Origin of the sequence: Streptococcus sp. DD12 (assembly GCF_001578885.1) — a bacterium.
Lineage (GTDB): Bacteria > Bacillota > Bacilli > Lactobacillales > Streptococcaceae > Streptococcus.
The window spans coordinates 164,147-179,881 of record NZ_KQ969495.1 but is presented as its reverse complement, the minus strand read 5'-3'; the positions used below and the strand labels follow the sequence as shown (position 1 = coordinate 179,881).

Annotated in this window: 15 protein-coding genes and 1 pseudogene; 4 read left to right on the top strand and 12 right to left on the bottom strand. The window is 46.3% G+C overall.

Annotation, left to right across the window (positions count from 1 at the left end):
• Window positions 1-372: 372 nt before the first annotated feature.
• Together STRDD12_RS08535 and STRDD12_RS00825 are read right to left on the bottom strand one after the other, a co-directional pair.
• A pseudogene (locus tag STRDD12_RS08535) lies at window positions 373-498 on the bottom strand (Clp protease N-terminal domain-containing protein); the annotation flags it as partial.
• A gap of 276 nt (window positions 499-774) precedes the next feature.
• Window positions 775-1,245, bottom strand: a complete 471-nt coding sequence (locus STRDD12_RS00825; protein ID WP_082753026.1) for a CtsR family transcriptional regulator — start codon at window positions 1,243-1,245, stop codon at window positions 775-777.
• 183 nt (window positions 1,246-1,428) lie between these two features.
• Here STRDD12_RS00825 and STRDD12_RS00820 point away from each other — a divergent pair, with 183 nt between their 5' ends.
• From STRDD12_RS00820 to STRDD12_RS00805, 4 genes are read left to right on the top strand one after another with little or no spacing between them, the layout of a single operon-like run.
• Entirely contained in the window at window positions 1,429-2,127 is a 699-nt protein-coding gene (locus STRDD12_RS00820) for a LexA family transcriptional regulator (protein WP_066914019.1), read from the top strand.
• A gap of 5 nt (window positions 2,128-2,132) precedes the next feature.
• Window positions 2,133-3,548, top strand: a complete 1,416-nt coding sequence (locus STRDD12_RS00815; protein ID WP_066914018.1) for a Y-family DNA polymerase — start codon at window positions 2,133-2,135, stop codon at window positions 3,546-3,548.
• Window positions 3,545-3,913 (top strand): hypothetical protein, encoded by a 369-nt coding sequence (locus STRDD12_RS00810; RefSeq protein WP_066914017.1) that lies wholly within the window; start codon window positions 3,545-3,547, stop codon window positions 3,911-3,913. The genes STRDD12_RS00815 and STRDD12_RS00810 overlap by 4 nt, the downstream gene beginning before the upstream one ends.
• Window positions 3,900-4,193: a DUF5960 family protein gene (locus STRDD12_RS00805; RefSeq protein WP_066914012.1), complete on the top strand. Its 294-nt coding sequence runs from the start codon at window positions 3,900-3,902 to the stop codon at window positions 4,191-4,193. Before STRDD12_RS00810 ends, STRDD12_RS00805 begins: the two co-directional genes overlap by 14 nt.
• Before the next feature lie 51 nt (window positions 4,194-4,244).
• Here the strand turns inward: STRDD12_RS00805 and STRDD12_RS00800 are convergent, their stop codons facing one another.
• From STRDD12_RS00800 to murA, 10 genes are all read right to left on the bottom strand, one after another.
• Window positions 4,245-5,351 (bottom strand): hypothetical protein, encoded by a 1,107-nt coding sequence (locus STRDD12_RS00800; protein ID WP_066914010.1) that lies wholly within the window; start codon window positions 5,349-5,351, stop codon window positions 4,245-4,247.
• Window positions 5,348-6,775: a hypothetical protein gene (locus tag STRDD12_RS00795; protein WP_066914008.1), complete on the bottom strand. Its 1,428-nt coding sequence runs from the start codon at window positions 6,773-6,775 to the stop codon at window positions 5,348-5,350. The genes STRDD12_RS00800 and STRDD12_RS00795 overlap by 4 nt, the downstream gene beginning before the upstream one ends.
• Before the next feature lie 653 nt (window positions 6,776-7,428).
• Window positions 7,429-8,013 (bottom strand): TMEM175 family protein, encoded by a 585-nt coding sequence (locus STRDD12_RS00790; RefSeq protein WP_066914000.1) that lies wholly within the window; start codon window positions 8,011-8,013, stop codon window positions 7,429-7,431.
• Window positions 8,014-8,637: 624 nt separating this feature from the next.
• Window positions 8,638-10,008, bottom strand: coding sequence for a 23S rRNA (uracil(1939)-C(5))-methyltransferase RlmD (gene rlmD / locus STRDD12_RS00785; protein WP_066916162.1), 1,371 nt, complete (start codon window positions 10,006-10,008; stop codon window positions 8,638-8,640).
• Window positions 10,009-10,058: 50 nt separating this feature from the next.
• Window positions 10,059-11,462, bottom strand: a complete 1,404-nt coding sequence (locus tag STRDD12_RS00780) for an LCP family protein (protein ID WP_066913998.1) — start codon at window positions 11,460-11,462, stop codon at window positions 10,059-10,061.
• A 14-nt stretch (window positions 11,463-11,476) separates the two neighbouring features.
• Window positions 11,477-12,301: a prephenate dehydratase gene (pheA, locus tag STRDD12_RS00775; protein WP_066913996.1), complete on the bottom strand. Its 825-nt coding sequence runs from the start codon at window positions 12,299-12,301 to the stop codon at window positions 11,477-11,479.
• Window positions 12,298-12,774 carry a shikimate kinase gene (locus tag STRDD12_RS00770; protein ID WP_066913993.1) on the bottom strand — a complete coding sequence of 159 codons (477 nt, stop codon included), beginning with the start codon at window positions 12,772-12,774 and terminating at the stop codon, window positions 12,298-12,300. Before STRDD12_RS00770 ends, pheA begins: the two co-directional genes overlap by 4 nt.
• Window positions 12,767-14,050: a 3-phosphoshikimate 1-carboxyvinyltransferase gene (gene aroA, locus STRDD12_RS00765; RefSeq protein WP_066913991.1), complete on the bottom strand. Its 1,284-nt coding sequence runs from the start codon at window positions 14,048-14,050 to the stop codon at window positions 12,767-12,769. Before aroA ends, STRDD12_RS00770 begins: the two co-directional genes overlap by 8 nt.
• Window positions 14,051-14,229: 179 nt before the next feature.
• The gene (locus STRDD12_RS00760; protein WP_066913989.1) at window positions 14,230-14,421 is read right to left on the bottom strand and encodes a DNA-directed RNA polymerase subunit beta; all 192 of its coding nucleotides are present in this window, start codon (window positions 14,419-14,421) and stop codon (window positions 14,230-14,232) included.
• Between the two features lie 7 nt (window positions 14,422-14,428).
• Window positions 14,429-15,694, bottom strand: a complete 1,266-nt coding sequence (gene murA / locus STRDD12_RS00755; protein ID WP_066913987.1) for a UDP-N-acetylglucosamine 1-carboxyvinyltransferase — start codon at window positions 15,692-15,694, stop codon at window positions 14,429-14,431.
• Window positions 15,695-15,735: the final 41 nt, after the last annotated feature.

Sequence of the window (15,735 nt, the reverse complement as noted above, 5' to 3'; positions counted from 1 at the left end):
ACGTTGGGCCAAGGCAGAAGCCAAGGCTGTTTTCCCGACACCTGCATCCCCCACCAAGACAGGATTATTTTTCGTTTTTCGGCTGAGAATCTGAATCATCCGACCCACTTCACTATCACGGCCAATGACAGGCTCCAACTGGCCTTTTTCCGCCATAGCGGTCAAATCGCGGGTATAATCCGAGAGTTCTCCGACAGGTGTCTGTGGCCCACCCATCATATTGGCCATCATGTTGTTGGTGTTTTTGCGTGGGTTGATGTATTGGTGGATAGCCTTTTGGGTTTCCTTGTCAAAACCTGCATGGCGTTCAATGGCTTGTCGTAAACGTAAAAGCGAATCCTTTTCTGCCTTTTCTCCCTTGTCTTTGAGGGAAAAACCAGCCATTAGAAGAACTTGAATAGCGGTATTGTGACCAGTTAATAGCATCGCGTAGAGAACATGCTCTGTTCCCACTTCACTGCTATGCGTAACCTCTGCAATGCCACGCGCTTTTTCCATAATGAGTTGCAGACGTGGCGACTGCGTCACAAATTGTGGAAATTGTGGCTTTTTACTTATCTTGTAGCCTGTTACGCGCTCTGCTAAATGGCGCAAATGGTCTACCTGTGTTTTATCGCCAAAATCGGCCAAGGCTCGGCCAGCAACAGAATCCGTCGCTTCTGCCATGGCTAATAACATTTCCCAGGTCTCCAAATGACTGGTCTGATAAGACATGGCTTCAAATTGCGCCCGCTCAAACAGGCGGCTGAGTTTAGGTGACATTTCTACCATAATTTATCCTTTTCTATCAATGCGTTGTAAAATTTCACGTAACATATTTGCGCGAAGCGAGGCAGCATTTTCGCCTAAGATATCGTCTGTCGTTGCCGCCAACAAAATAGTGCCTTCACGCTGGGTCAATACTTGCCGCTCATAGAGTAATTGGATAATATCCATAAAAACTGTCTGGCTAATCTGTTGGCCAATGCTCTCTAGGACTTCCTGAACCAATTGATGTTGATCCGAATACTCAACCCGCACGATGCGGATATAACCCCCACCGCCACGCTTGCTCTCAACCAAATACCCTTGATTGGCATTAAAACGTGTTTTTAAGACATAATTTATCTGACTTGGCACTACCGAAAAATCATCCGCCAAGCGACTGCGTTGAATTTCAGCAAAACCTGTCTGAGCAATCAATTGCTTGATATAGGCTTCTATACTATCAGACGTGTTTTTCACAGCCCTTACTCCTTTGACTATATTTGACTATTCTCTCATTATATCATCTCCATTCCCATTCCTCAACGTAAAACCCTTTCTCACCGCTAAAAATCTCCAAAACAAGCCACAAGCTACGCAAGCAGACGACACACAAAAGGCTTGCAAAAAATTTTTCTTGTGCTATACTAATGTTGTTTTATAAAACAACAAAAGAGGATTGCTATGTTTTCACACCTACGCCTAAAGGAAAAAAGGCTTGCAAAAAAGTTATCACAAACCCAACTGGCAGACCTCCTCAAGATTAATCGGTCATCCTATCACAGCTGGGAATCCGGACGTGCAAAACCCAACCAGAAACACCTGACGGACCTGGCGCTTATTTTTGATGTCCCTGAGACTTACTTCGAATCGGAATACCCTATCGTGACCAGTTTCCTCCAACTCAATGACGCAAACAAGCGTTTGGCTGAAGGATATGTGGATGACTTACTGCAAAAACAGCAGGATGCCGACAGTCAGATTGTCCCGCTTTACCCTGTAGACGTTTTGGATGCTATCGCCTTGTCTGCAGGACCTGGTCAGAGTTTGGCTGACGAGTACGAAAAATGCACGGTCTACGCTAGCCAAAAACCTCATGGCTACGACATAGCCACATGGATTAAAGGGACGTCCATGTCTCCCAAGTACCGAGATGGCGAAGTGGCCCTGATTGCTGAAAGTGGCTTTGACTACGATGGAGCAGTCTACGCCCTCGTCTGGAATGACCAGACCTACATTAAAAAACTCTACAAGCTTGCAGATGGCTTTCGTATGGTCTCTATCAACAAAACTGGTAACCCCGACCGCTTTATCGCTTGCGATGACGACTTTCGCATTGTTGGTAAAGTGGTTGGCCATTTCATGCCTGTGAAAGGAGAATAAACCTTATGGGTTATATCGACTATTCTCGTGAACCCAAATCAGATATCGCTTTTATCGACATGAAATCCTTTTACGCTTCGGTGGAGTGTGTCGACCGTGGCCTCAATCCACTGCACACCTCTCTTTGCGTGATGAGTCGTGCCGATAATGCTGCCGGACTCATTCTTGCCTCCTCTCCCATGTTCAAGAAAGTCTTTGGTAAAAAAAATGTTGGGCGTTCCTATGACCTGCCCTTTGATATTAAGACGCGTCAGTTCAACTATCACAATGCTAAAAAGCTAGGCATAGCCATTACGCCCTCTTACAAGGCCTTCATCGAACATTGGGCAAAAAGGACCTTGATTGTGCCTCCGCGGATGGATCGCTACATCGAGAAAAATCTAGACATCCAGCACGTTTTTCAAGCCTATGCTGCCCCAAACGACATTCTACCTTATTCGATTGACGAAGGTTTTATCGACCTCACCGCTTCCCTCAATTATTTCATCCCCGATAAAAGTCTCTCACGCAAAACCAAACTCGATAACCTCTCTGCTATTATTCAGCGAGACATTTGGCGAGAGACAGGTATCATCTCAACGATTGGTATGAGCAATGCCAACCCTCTCTTGGCTAAATTGGCCTTGGATAATGAAGCCAAAAAAACAGCCACCATGCGGGCCAACTGGTCTTATGAAGATGTCGAAAGCAAGGTCTGGGCTATTGCCAACTTGACTGATTTTTGGGGAATTGGCAGGCGACTGGAAAAACGATTACATCAACTAGGTATCACGACCATCAAGGAACTGGCCAATACCAATCCCGATAAGCTCCAACAAGCCTTCGGTAAAATAGGTGTCCAACTGTGGTTTCATGCCAATGGGGTGGATGAAAGCAATGTTCACGAGCCCTATAAGCCTAAATCAAAGGGCTTAGGCAATTCGCAAATCTTGCCCCGTGACTACTACAAACAAAGGGAAATCGAAATCGTCTTGGCAGAAATGGCTGAACAGGTAGCGAACCGCCTGAGAAAAAAACGGCAAAAGGCCACCGTCGTAGCTATTCATATTGGTTACTCAAAGGTTGAGCGAAGAAAAGCCATTCACGCGCAGATGAAGATTGAACCTGCCAACTTGACCAAAACCATGGTGACCCATGTCCTGAGTCTATTTCGTCAAAAATACCGTTCTGGAGCTGTCAGACAGATTGGCGTATCCTACAGTGGTTTTGTCGATGCCAGCTACGGCTTGTTATCCCTTTTTGATGATGTTGAGCAAATCGAAAAAGAAGACAAATTACAAACAGCCATTGACACGATCAGAGACCGCTTTGGTTTTTTGGCTATTCAAAAAGGAACTGTCCTAACCGATGGCTCCAGAAATAAGGAACGCAGTAAACTAATAGGAGGCCACTCCGCTGGTGGCTTGGAGGGATTGAAATGATTGACCGCTCTTATCTCCCCTTTAAATCCGCAAGGGATTACCAAGATGTCAAGATGCAAAAGTGGATGGGCTTTTTCCTATCCGAGCACCATGCAGCACTTCTCGAGGATTCCGACAAAAAACACTCTAGGTCTGACTTGACGACTGAGCAGAAACACCTGCTCCTCAGTCAGATTTATGCCAATCAATGGCCCGCCTGCATCGAAGTCTCTGAAAAGAAGGCCTGCATTTCCTATACAGGGACTATTGCACAGATGACACCGCTAGCTATTTTGCTAAAAACCCAGACAGGCTACTACAATCTCCCCCTAGAAGCGATTAACCGTATCGCATTAGCAGAGGAGGTGGCGCATGAGTCAGCTTGAAGCCTATCGCAACGAACTCCAACTGGATTATTTTAGCGACAGTTATCGTCGCTTCGAATCGGACTTCTACCGCTATTCTGCCTTAGACACTCCCCTCACTTTCTTAACCGATGACATCCTGCTTGCCATGGCAAAATCAGGAAAGAATTATTTTAAACTCAATAAAGAAAATGCTAAAGATCACCGCAATCACTACTTTATCTTCACAATTGAGCAGGTGAAAGACAGTCCTCTCACTAGAAAATTCCGCTATGAAAAAGCTGTAACGCAACTAACATAAAAGAGCACCCAGACGGATGTGCTCTTTTTTTTAGCCATATTTTTTCACTGACTAGTTACCATACTTAAAATGCAAAGCTTCAATCGCTGCCCCTATAACCGCTTTATCAAATGTCTTCTCAGTGAGGTTCCATGTTTTGAGAAAGTTTTCATCATTTCGAAGCGATTTCCACAAGAGCTTGACGCTAGTGTCATCAAGTTCAATCTTATAAAGGCTATTGGCAAGGTAAATAATCACATTCTTAAAAGCATCACAAGTAGCTGTCTTTGCCTGTCTCTCTTTCCAAGCGACAAAGTCCTCAAAATCTACCTCCGAAAATTTGGGCACTAACCCTTTAATAGGGTCAACCAAAAGCTGAGTGGATGAATGCATGAGATTGACATAAGACCCAAGCGTATACTGTTCTTGCTCAGTCATCGCATCATAATCGAATCCAAATGTTTGCATTTCTTCAATAGCATCCCGTAAAAAAACTTGCTCATTTTTCATCCGATTGATGCGTTCTTTAAGTTCAACAATAGCCAATTCAAGGGATTTGACAATCCTTTGATAAATCGCTAGATAAATGTTTTCTAGCTGTTGTTTTTGGCTAAGATTCTTCCACAAAAGGAGTCCACTCGCTGCAATGGTGCTACCTGCAATAGTCCAGCCAACTGGACCTGCTAAAGCAAGAAGCGCCTGACCAGCGACCATGCCACCGCCACCAGTTGCTAGAGTCCCACCGCCAAGCCAGGCCAGCGCCGCATTGGAAGCCGCTGCACCACTCAAGGTAGAAATCGCTGTGCCTGTTGAGGCAACTCCAAATGTCGTCGCCGTCCCCATAGCTACAGTTGGTCCCATCGTGACAAGGCCAACGCCCAGACCAACTCCCCCAACGCCTGTCCCTACATGCTTATAGACAGCGTTCCTGTAGAACTTTTCAATTTTTTCAGTTTGTGCTTTCCATGTCAACTTTTTCTCTTTAAGGGCTTCATAGTGTAACCACTGATGACTAGGGACATGCCGAATTTTATCGAAGAGTTCCTGAATACTGGTGAGGGTCTCATACATGTCTTTCCCTTCTTCCCCAAGCACTGCAATAAGTTTATTCGTTTGATTGACCGCCGCTTGTTCTTTCTCCTGGGCTTGTTGAAGTTTCGTTTGCTTTTTCGCTTTCATGACGAGTGGTCTCCTTTAAAATAAGCATCAATATCTGATTTATGTCTTAAAATCTGGTGTTCTGACACATTTCTTTTTTCCGCCAATGCTGTCGATTTTTCAAATGCTTTGATGTCACAATGGCTCTCTTTGAGTTCTTCTATGAAGGAAAGCAAGTCCTTGTCATCATAGCTTTCTGCTAAGGTTTTTAGTCCGTCAACATAGTCAGTAAGGATTAGCTTTTCTTGTCTTAAAACAACCATTTCTTCTTTGGTTGAGCGGATTTTTTTAGCCCTGTCGACCTCACCATACAAGGAAATGGCAAATCTGCCAACTCCTACAATATTCAGCCGCATACAGCAGGTGACAGGATTGAAGCCACCCGCCCCCGTCATGAAACCGCGTGCCAAGGCATCGCCAGCATTGACCGCGCAAAAGGAGGCATGGGCGACCGTCAGCATCCTTTTGACTGTCGCATTGGCAAAAGGCTCACATGACTGCCACAACAAAGTAAAAGAACTGTCCTTATCGTCATGCCCCAAAAAATAGCTCAGCAACCGCCTAACTGAGTAGAGACTTCTCACCACTAGCTCATTGACCAAAACGGGTATCACTTGGCTGGTTTGGAATCTGACATCATATCCTTGCTTATAAATCTCTAATGCCAGCTCATTCATCGCTTTATCAAAGCTTCCAAGCGGCATATGTAATTTTCTCTTGATAGCAATAAGGTCGTTCGTCCAGCTCCACAATGGCGATGGTATCCCCATCCCTCTGCCTTTGCCACCTGAAGAACCAGAGATATCTGACATCAGATGGCCCAACCAATTGATAAAACCACTAAAGAGTTTACTTGGCAGGTCAAGACCTCGCAGTTGGAAGGTGTTATCTGCTTCTACTAGCGAGATCAACTCACCTCCAGAAACAAAATGAGAACTATTGGAAAATTGGTCTAGGATGGAAAAGAACAAACCCAATAATGTTGGATTGTGCCCAAGGGATTTAAAATGGTGGTTTTTCGGATTAAGATCAAAAACCCAGCTGGCTGCATCGCCGGCCCCTCTTTGATCATAAGGAATTTTGAATTTCTTTTCTAAAAAGCGAATGGCCGATGAAGCCGAATCGTTTTTCTGATTGTCCCAACCACAAAGTTTTGCGAACCCCATGGTGCGTTTTTCAAACCAGTGATCCGTCAGTTCTCCGATGGGGGAGTCACCTGGTTCTCCGACAAGGAAAATAGCCATCACCCCACATAGCACCCCACTGCAAGCCGCTAAGATATAGTCCGTTTTATCACAGTCTGGTGTCAACTGCGCAAGCAAAGCAGACGACTCATCCAGTTGAGAAACCACTTCTGCCAACTCAAGCTCTGACAGATGTGTAGCAGTCTCAATATCACTAGCAAACGCATAAGTCGTTTCACCGATTTCAAAATCCAGTAACATCCATTATCCTCTTTTAAGCCCCTAATAGCTCCAGACAACATAAGGCTAGCCTTGCACTAAGATCAGCTTTTTTAAGCGTTTTCGACTCCGCAACTATACTTAGGCAGTGACGCCATCGACTCGCTTTTATTATAGCATACCACCAAGGTCACAAGAGATAGGAAAACAAGAAAGAAAAACAGGCAGACCATAAAAATCATAGGCTAGTCCAAAAGGCAACCCTTGATAGAATTACCTTTTTTACATGATAGGGCTGACACATTCCCCGTCTCCTTTCAGGCTCTCAGCTAAATCGGCACGGGTGGCCTCATCAGCTTAGTAAAGCAGGCTAACTTTTCCTTGACCGTAACATTTTTATTTTGACCAAACGAACTGGGGTGTTCTGTTCATACAGCAAATAGACCTTAAACCAGCGCCCCAAAACCCATAATCTTGCTTGATGGCTTGGCCGTCAGACTCGCCGATAAAGACCCGACATCGTCTAAGAAAAATATTTTTCCCTCTTTTTATTCCATAAAACCCTGGGCTAACCGTTTAAAAGCTTGTTTTTGCCATGAAAGTCTACCTCCACAGCCTAATGCAAGTCCTCCGGCTGACAGGCTTTAAGTTAATCTAACAAGCCTTCGCTGAAAAAGGCCAAACTAATGCCTGTCCTAATGTTTCAATTGTCTTGGCACTACGATGACTATCAAGGCAATCATATCCGAAAGGATGACGCCTTCTGAAAAAACCGTTAAAGACAAGAGGAGCCCGACCACTTTGATAGCTATATCCCAGGCCATCCACTGATTTCGTCTCTTGGTCAATTCATGGAGTTTAGCATTCTCGTTTACCTCATCAAGTGTCCGAAAATACCACAAAACAGAGAGATTGATGCCAAGAAAGATTATCCCATAAAAAGCTTGCATCACACCATTATGAAAATGCGTCGCTAACAACTGGGTCGTATAAGGGAAAAATGACGTAAAAAAGAGCATCACAAGTGTTGACCAGACCGTCTTTTGGCTGACCTGTTTGATGAGGTGGTAGAAAAAATGAATATTGACCCATAACATACCTAACCGAAAAAAAGTCAAGCTATAAGCCAAAAAAGAGATACGAAGTCCCCAAAGTCCTTGCCAATCATAAGTCTTTGGCTTGTCCAAGGTCAGTACTAAGAGCGTCATGACGATAGCTAAAACCGCATCGATAAAGGCGCCCAGCCGTTCTTTTCCCATGATTTGCAGTTGTTTTTCCATTATCTGGCCCTCTCACCTCTCGCGCTAGGCTATGTTGCATCATCATCGCCCCAGTCCTACCACTTTTTCTAGGTCTCAGTATACCATGCTTGTGCACAAGATGAAAAGCCTCTTTAAGATTAAACCTGCCTTTCCTATCATCTTCTTAGCCAATTGAAGTCAAGGAATGCACACACATAAGCTTACCAGCCCCGACGAGGATTCTCGCTTATCAGAACCGCTGAAAAGGCGATACTCATTCTGTCTAAGATTTACACTAGCTATTACCCAAGCAAGCCCTCATCAGCAAATCGAACAACAAAGCCTCCAACCGTTAGAGCTTTTGTGTCTAACAGTTGGAGGCGGTACACTTCTTTGCATTTCATTACTGCAATTTATCAAAAGATTCTAGGCTTTCACGAACAGAGAAACACACTCAGCGGTTCGGACTTAACGTATCATTTCGTCACTTTATCTCCTCTTTCTACGAGTCCTATCGCATGGGCAGAACATCTCCTTCTACTTCGCTGATGAATCAGCTCGTATAAGCAGTGATACTGCCTCAGCGGTTCGGACTTAACGTATCATTTCGTCACTTTATCTCCTCTTTCTACGAGTCCTATCGCATGGGCAGAACATCTCCTTCTACTTCGCTGATGAATCAGCTCGTATAAGCAGTGATACTGCCTCAACATGATGCGTCTGTGGAAAGAGGTCAACGGGTTGAACTTTTTTCAAGCGGTAACCTAGTTCTTGATAGTGCTTGATATCACGCGCCATGGTAGCTGGATTGCAGGAGATGTAGGTGATTTTCTCTGCTTGCATGGCAACACTGGCCTTGATAAAGCTTTCGGTCAGTCCCTTACGTGGCGGATCCACGATAATGACATCGGGTCGGATGCCTTCCTTGCTCCACTGGGCCATGGCAGCCTCAGCTGTATCAGCTACATAGTGCGCATTGGTGATGCCATTTTCTCGGGCATTTTTCTGCGCGTCTTGAACGGCTGCTGGGATGACTTCGACCCCGTAGACGGCCTTTACCTGTTTGGCAAAGGAGAGGCCAATCGTGCCGATACCTGAGTAGGCATCAATGACAAGGCTGTCACTGCTGAGGTCTGAAAAATCAATCGCGGTCTGATAGAGCTTTTCGGCCATTTCTGTATTCACCTGATAAAAGGACTGGGCGGAAATAGCATAGGTATTCCCCAACATCCTATCTGTGATGGTCTCTTGACCAAAGAGCGTCCGAAAGTCAGGGCCAAAAATAGCGTTGGTCTTTTTATCGTTGATATTTTGCTGGATGGACACCACAGCTGGAAAGGCTTCTGTAATCTTGGCGATAATCTGGTCAATCCGAAAGATTTTCGGACGAGTGGTCACAAAAACCAACATCATCTGACCTGTATAGTGACCACGGCGGACAACAAGATGACGGATCAGGCCTGTCTCCTCCTTTTCATCATAAGGTTTGAGATCAAAACGGCGAAGCAGATCACGAACAAAAACAATCAGCTGGTCAATTTCCTTGTCTTGGATGAGAAAATCCTCAATCGGAACCAGGTCATGCGAATTTTTCCGATAAAAGCCCGTTTCAACTTGACCTTTTACCCGTCTGACTGGTACTTGAGCCTTGTTGCGGTAAGCATAAGGGGAGTCCATACCGAGGGTTGGGGCGACCTCTAGGTCACTAATCCCTGCGATTTTGTATAGATTATCAGCAACTTGTTTTTGTTTATAAGCTAACTGTGTCTCGTAATCCATATGGCCAAAATCAGCAATGCCAGTTTGGAGATAGGTTTTGTTAAAATCTGTGCTGCGATGGGGTGACTGACTGAGCCAGTCCTCCACACGGGCAAAGGCGATTTTTTTGTTGACCTTTAAAATCTTGATTTTGACTTTTTCTCCTGGCAGAGCATTGTCTACAAAGACGACCTGACCGTCAATTTTAGCCACGCCAGCGCCTTCGTAGGAAAGGTCAACGATGGTCGTTTCTACGATTTGATTTTTTTCTAACATAGTATCCTCGTTCATGATAAAAGAGATTGGTCGCCAACCTCTTTTGTTTGTTATTCTAATCCCATTTCTTTAAGCTTGGTCTTGTAGCTATCTCGGTCAATATAGAGCGCTGCCCCACCGTATTTGTCATAAACATCTACCCAGTCACCATTGGCTGGAATAGTAGTTTGCTCAATCCCATTGCTGGCATCCTTAACCAGTGAAACGCCATGCGTCAGCAAAAAGGTATAGGGGAGATTTGTCGATGTTAGGCCAAAGACCTTACCAATGGCTTCTGACCCTGTAAAGAGCTTGGTGGGATTTTTAATCTGCGTCATAATAGCCTGCATGACCTGCTGCTGGCGCTTAGTTCGGCCATAATCCCCTTCATCATCCTTACGAAAACGGGCATAGTTGAGCAGGGTCCGACCATCCATCTTTTGCTTGCCAACTGAGATGGTTTGGTTAGGTGTCACCCCATTTGCCGCATTGAGGTCATCAGGTACTTCTACAGAGCTGACCGCTTGGCCATCTACGGTCGCAAATTGGGCATCAATATCGACCCCTTTGGGAAAGAGGGTATCAATAGCTTCGGCAAAGGTCTGAAAGTCGACTAGGGCGTAGTATTTGATTTTGATGCCGAAATTTCGTTTAAGGGTTTGACGCATAAGTTCGGCCCCTTGGTTGTTATTTTGCTCTCCGATACTAAAGGCTGTATTAAGCTTGACATCGGGTTCGGTGGTCGTGTCTGACACATCTTCGATATTCACCAAAGTATCCCGCATAAAGCTGACCATCTTAATTTTACCCTCTTTATTGCCGACATTGACCACCATAATCGTGTCGGTCCGAGCATCTGTGGAGCCTTGCGTCACCCGCTGGTCAGAGCCAAGGATAAGGATGTTGGTCCCATCTTCGCTATCTTCGCCATGAAAGACCTCTTTGACGGCCGGGCTATAATTGGAATTGCTGGCGGTTACTGATTTGTATCCCTTATAGACATTGTAGCCCATCAGCCCCACTATGAGGAGGACTAAGGCACCAATGCAAGCCAAAATGCGTTTCCAGCGAATTTTACGCCGGCGACGAACTTTGGGCGGGCGCTGAGGTGCAGGGTTCCCCTCGTCAGCATAAACAGGTGCTTGTCTTTGTCTGTTGCGCGGGCGATTCGCCGAGGGCTTTTGGTAGGTCTGCAAGCGGTCATAGTAGACATCTTGATCCTCATCAGGCAAGCGCTCCCTATCCTGTGCCCAATCCTCTGGCTCGTAGCTTTGACTTGGTGCTTCATCTGCCCAGTAATCCCTGGTCTGATAGCTTGCTTGCGAAGGGCCTGGATTGGCCTCAAAATAGCCCTTCTTTTTTTGGTCCAAATAATCAAATTCTTCTCGCTCACGCGCACTTAAAAAGGATATATTCTTGAGAAGATAGTTGTAGCGCAACTCTTCATGACGGCTGAGATAAGAATGCCTTGCCATAGATACCTCCTTTTCTACAAAGCATAGACCGTATAGGTCCCAAGTAATTGGTAATAAATGCCAATAGCCTGCAGTTCTTCAAGGGCGTAACGGGGTAAATCAGAGCCATCTACAAGACAGTCCACAATGAAGAAATACTCCCCAAGATTGGTCTTTAGGGGACGGCTCTCAATCTTGGTCAAGTCAATTCCACGCCAAGCAAAAACGGACAGCGCCTTGTAGAGCGCCCCCGGTAAATTATCTGGCAAGGTAAAGGCCAGGCTCATCTTGCGCTCTCCAGCCTTGAGTGGCAAGAGAGGTGTCTTTGCTCCCAAAACCCAAAAGCGGGTGAAATTTTCATCGATTTCTTGGATATCACGGGCCACTATGGTCAAATCATAGGCCCGAGCGGCCTCCTCAGGAGCAATGGCGGCAATGGCAGCTTCCGGATGTTCAGCGACATAGCGAGCCGCATAGGCCGTGCTAGCCGTTGGCACCAATTTCGCCTCAGGGTAATGAGCTTTGACATATTTCTTTGCCTGCGCAATCGCCTGAGGATGTGAATAGATGGTCTCAAAGCTTTCCCTTTGACGCACAGCCAAAAGTTGCTGTTTGATTGGTTGCACCACTTCTGCCACCACAGGCAACTCTCCCTGGTGAAAGAGGTAATCCAGCGATTCATGGACACTGCCTTCAATGGAATTTTCCACAGGCACAATGGCATAGACCACCTGCCCCACTTCATAAGCCTTCATCACTTCCGTAATGGTTGCCATGGGGACAAGTTCAGCTTGAGGAAAGGCCGAGACGGCCACATTATGTGTAAATGACCCAACTGGGCCTAAGTAAGCCACTTTCATTTTATCAACTCTACAATCTCTTGAGGACTTTTGTCACTGACATCAATCACCTGGTTGGCTGCTTCTTCATAAAAGGCCTGTCTTTGTTCAAACAATTGCGCAAATTCTGCAGCATCATTGTTTTCAAACAGGGGACGCTTATTGACCTGGTCCTTTTGGATACGTTTCACTAAGGTAGCAAGGTCAGCCTTGAGGAAAATCGTATGGGCCTTTTGCCGTAAAAGGTCACGGTTGGCTGGACTAATCACCACGCCACCACCGGTAGAAATGACCGCATCAGTCGTCAACAATTCTGCTAAGACTTGCGACTCCACGCATCGAAAGGCTGCTTCACCTTCTTTGGCAAAATAATCCGCAATCGACATGCCAATGCGGTCTGTGATGACGGCGTCCATATCGATAAAATCAGGATCCAGTAGCCTAGCAACCGTCGTTTTACCAGCTCCCATAAAACCAATCAATACTTTAGCCATGACTCAAACGCTCCAGGTCGTCAAAGAAGCTTGGGTAGCTGGTTTTAATCGCTTCTGCCCGTTCGATGGTCACTTGACCTTCCTGGATGATAAGGCTGGCAATAGCGGCCATCATGCCAATGCGGTGGTCTCCAAAGGTATTGACAACAGCCCCGTGCAAAGGCGTTGGCCCTTGGATAATCATACCGTCTTGGGTTGGCGTGATGTCTGCTCCCATGCTATTAAGAGCATCCGCTACGACTTGGATACGGTCAGTTTCTTTTACCTTAAGTTCTTCAGCGTCTCGAATGACCGTTGTCCCTTGGGCTTGTGTGGCTAGCAAAGCGATAATCGGCAATTCGTCAATCAAGCGAGGAATGAGCTCACCCCCGATTTCCGTGCCGACTAAAGCAGAGCTTTCCACTGTCAAGCTGGCAGACTTGGCTACTGGGTCCACTTCTGACAAGCTCACTTGTCCCTTCATGGCTTGGATTACATCTAGAATGCCTGTGCGCGTTTCATTGATACCGACATTTTCCAAGACAATATGCGACCCCGCTGTGATGAGACCAGCAACCAACCAAAAGGCCGCACTGGAAATATCTCCAGGCACAGTGACCTCTTGTCCTTCAAAGGTTTGACCACCAGAAATCCGAATTTCCTTACCATCCACGGATAAGTGGCCCCCAAATTGGACAATCATATCTTCGGTATGGTTACGGGTTTGTTCCTTTTCGATGATGACTGACTCGCCATCAGCTTGAAGGGCAGCAAAAATCAAGGCCGATTTGACCTGAGCAGAAGCCACCGGTAACTGGTAGTGAATAGGACGCAAACTTTTTGACCCAGTCAAGGTCAATGGCGGAAGGTCGCGGTCACCTTGTCCAGAAACGGTAACCCCCATTTGCCGTAGGGGAAGGGTCACCCGGTCCATAGGGCGCTTGGACAAGGAATCATCACCGAACATCTCCACGGTAAAGTCTTGCCCAGCTAAAACACCAGACAAAAGACGGATAGAGGTTCCAGAATTCCCCATATCCAAAGGCCCTTGCGGTGCTTGAAGACCTGAAAAGCCCACACCTTGAATCGTGACCAAGTCCCCTTGATCATCAATGGCAACGCCCATATCACGAAAAGCCTGCATGGTAGACAAGACATCCTCTCCACGCAAAATGTCATGGATGACTGTCTTTCCCTTCGCTAAACTCCCAAACATGATCGCCCGATGGCTGATGGACTTGTCTCCAGGCACACGAATGCGACCAGTCAGACCTTGTTTTATCCCACTTAATTTCATTTACCTACGTATCCTTTTTGTTTAGTCTCATTTATTTTATCATAAATACGAAGAGAAAATCTCAAAAATCCGTTAGCTACTAAGGATTTCACCATTTTCCTTAACATTTTGCGCAACTGCTCCAAAAAAATAGAAATCTTATAGTCAAAAAAAGTCTGGGAACTCATCCCAGACCTTACTTATTTTCCAGAAAATTTTGCAATGATGTCCTGCCAGGTTGATGGGTTTAGCACTTCCAATGGATTGCCCCCACCACCGATAAAACTATAGCCAATCATTAAGCCAAGTGCCAAAAGGGCCAGACATACAAGGGCAATCAGTAAGAGCAGGCGCACTTGCTTTAAGACATAAGTCCATCCATAATCAGTCATTCTCGCCTCACTCACTCACACGCTCGATGCTAGCGCCCAAGGCAGCTAACTTTTGCGGAAATTGGTAATACCCACGGTCCAAATGCTTGAGGTTACCAACTGTCGTCGTCCCTTCAGCCACCATTCCAGCCAAAATTAAGGCTGCTGACGCGCGAAGGTCGGTTGACATAACCGTTGCTCCCTGAAGCGGACTCCCTCCGTAAATCAAAGCGGTGTCTCGCATGATTTCGGAGCGCAAGCCCATACGGCGCATTTCTTCTAAATGTTGAAAACGGTTCTCAAAAACAGTTTCAATCATGGTAGACTCACCTGCCACAACTGCCATGAGGGCTGTGAACTGTGCCTGCATATCCGTCGGAAAACCAGGATGAGGTAGCGTTTTGATGACAACCGGTTTTAACTGCTGGGTATCGGCCTGCACCCGAATACCTGCCTCTTCCTCTGTTACCGAAACCCCCATTTCCATAAGCTTAGCAATGAGCGGGCGGTTGTGTTCCCAGATGGCATCCTTCACCAAGACGTTACCGTTAGTCATGGCTGCGGCCACCATAAAGGTCCCCGCTTCGATACGGTCCTGAACCACTGCGTGTTCAGCGCCATGCAGGCGGTCAACACCTGTAATGGTCAGGGTTTCTGTCCCAGCGCCACGCACCTTGGCACCCATTTCATTGAGCAAAACAGCCAAATCAACAATTTCTGGCTCACGGGCAGCATTTTCAATGGTTGTGGTCCCTTGAGCTAGCGTGGCTGCCATCATCAAATTTTGCGTGGCACCAACACTTGGAAAGTCCATGTAGATATGGGCCCCTCGCAGTTGACCAGTCGCAGTAATATCGCCACCTTCCTGCTGGATGCTAGCGCCCATCGCCTCTAAGCCTTTGAGGTGAAGGTCAATGGGCCGACTCCCAATCGTACAGCCCCCTGGCATGGAAACACGCGCATGCCCTTTTCGCGCCAAAATAGGTCCTAAAACCACGATAGAGGCCCGCATCTGGCTGACGTATTCGTAAGGTGCTAGATCTAAAATATCACCCCTAGCATCAATGCGAACCGTATTTTGCGCCTCATCAAAGGCGACATCGATTCCCAAACCACGGACAACATTGTTCATGGTATAGACATCTGACAAGATGGGCACATTGGTCAAGACAGTCTGCCCTTCCTCTGGCAAAATCGCTGCGGCCAACAGTGGCAAGACAGCATTCTTTGCCCCTTCGATGGTCACTTCGCCCTGAAGACGTGTGTGACCACCTTTGATAATGATTTTATCCATGTAAAATCCCTTTCTTTATGGTTCCTATTGGCATTATACCA

What these genes read in the sequence shown, in the direction of transcription:
- STRDD12_RS00815 (WP_066914018.1), top strand. Translation starts at nt 2,133, where the DNA reads ATGGGTTATATCGACTATTCTCGTGAACCCAAATCAGATATCGCTTTT.
- STRDD12_RS00770 (WP_066913993.1), bottom strand. Translation starts at nt 12,774, where the DNA reads ATGGCTAAAGTATTGATTGGTTTTATGGGAGCTGGTAAAACGACGGTT.
- murA (WP_066913987.1), bottom strand. Translation starts at nt 15,694, where the DNA reads ATGGATAAAATCATTATCAAAGGTGGTCACACACGTCTTCAGGGCGAA.
- STRDD12_RS00820 (WP_066914019.1), top strand. Translation starts at nt 1,429, where the DNA reads ATGTTTTCACACCTACGCCTAAAGGAAAAAAGGCTTGCAAAAAAGTTA.
- STRDD12_RS00800 (WP_066914010.1), bottom strand. Translation starts at nt 5,351, where the DNA reads ATGAAAGCGAAAAAGCAAACGAAACTTCAACAAGCCCAGGAGAAAGAA.
- rlmD (WP_066916162.1), bottom strand. Translation starts at nt 10,008, where the DNA reads ATGTTAGAAAAAAATCAAATCGTAGAAACGACCATCGTTGACCTTTCC.
- STRDD12_RS00795 (WP_066914008.1), bottom strand. Translation starts at nt 6,775, where the DNA reads ATGTTACTGGATTTTGAAATCGGTGAAACGACTTATGCGTTTGCTAGT.
- aroA (WP_066913991.1), bottom strand. Translation starts at nt 14,050, where the DNA reads ATGAAATTAAGTGGGATAAAACAAGGTCTGACTGGTCGCATTCGTGTG.
- STRDD12_RS00805 (WP_066914012.1), top strand. Translation starts at nt 3,900, where the DNA reads ATGAGTCAGCTTGAAGCCTATCGCAACGAACTCCAACTGGATTATTTT.
- pheA (WP_066913996.1), bottom strand. Translation starts at nt 12,301, where the DNA reads ATGAAAGTGGCTTACTTAGGCCCAGTTGGGTCATTTACACATAATGTG.
- STRDD12_RS00810 (WP_066914017.1), top strand. Translation starts at nt 3,545, where the DNA reads ATGATTGACCGCTCTTATCTCCCCTTTAAATCCGCAAGGGATTACCAA.
- STRDD12_RS00760 (WP_066913989.1), bottom strand. Translation starts at nt 14,421, where the DNA reads ATGACTGATTATGGATGGACTTATGTCTTAAAGCAAGTGCGCCTGCTC.
- STRDD12_RS00790 (WP_066914000.1), bottom strand. Translation starts at nt 8,013, where the DNA reads ATGGAAAAACAACTGCAAATCATGGGAAAAGAACGGCTGGGCGCCTTT.
- STRDD12_RS00780 (WP_066913998.1), bottom strand. Translation starts at nt 11,462, where the DNA reads ATGGCAAGGCATTCTTATCTCAGCCGTCATGAAGAGTTGCGCTACAAC.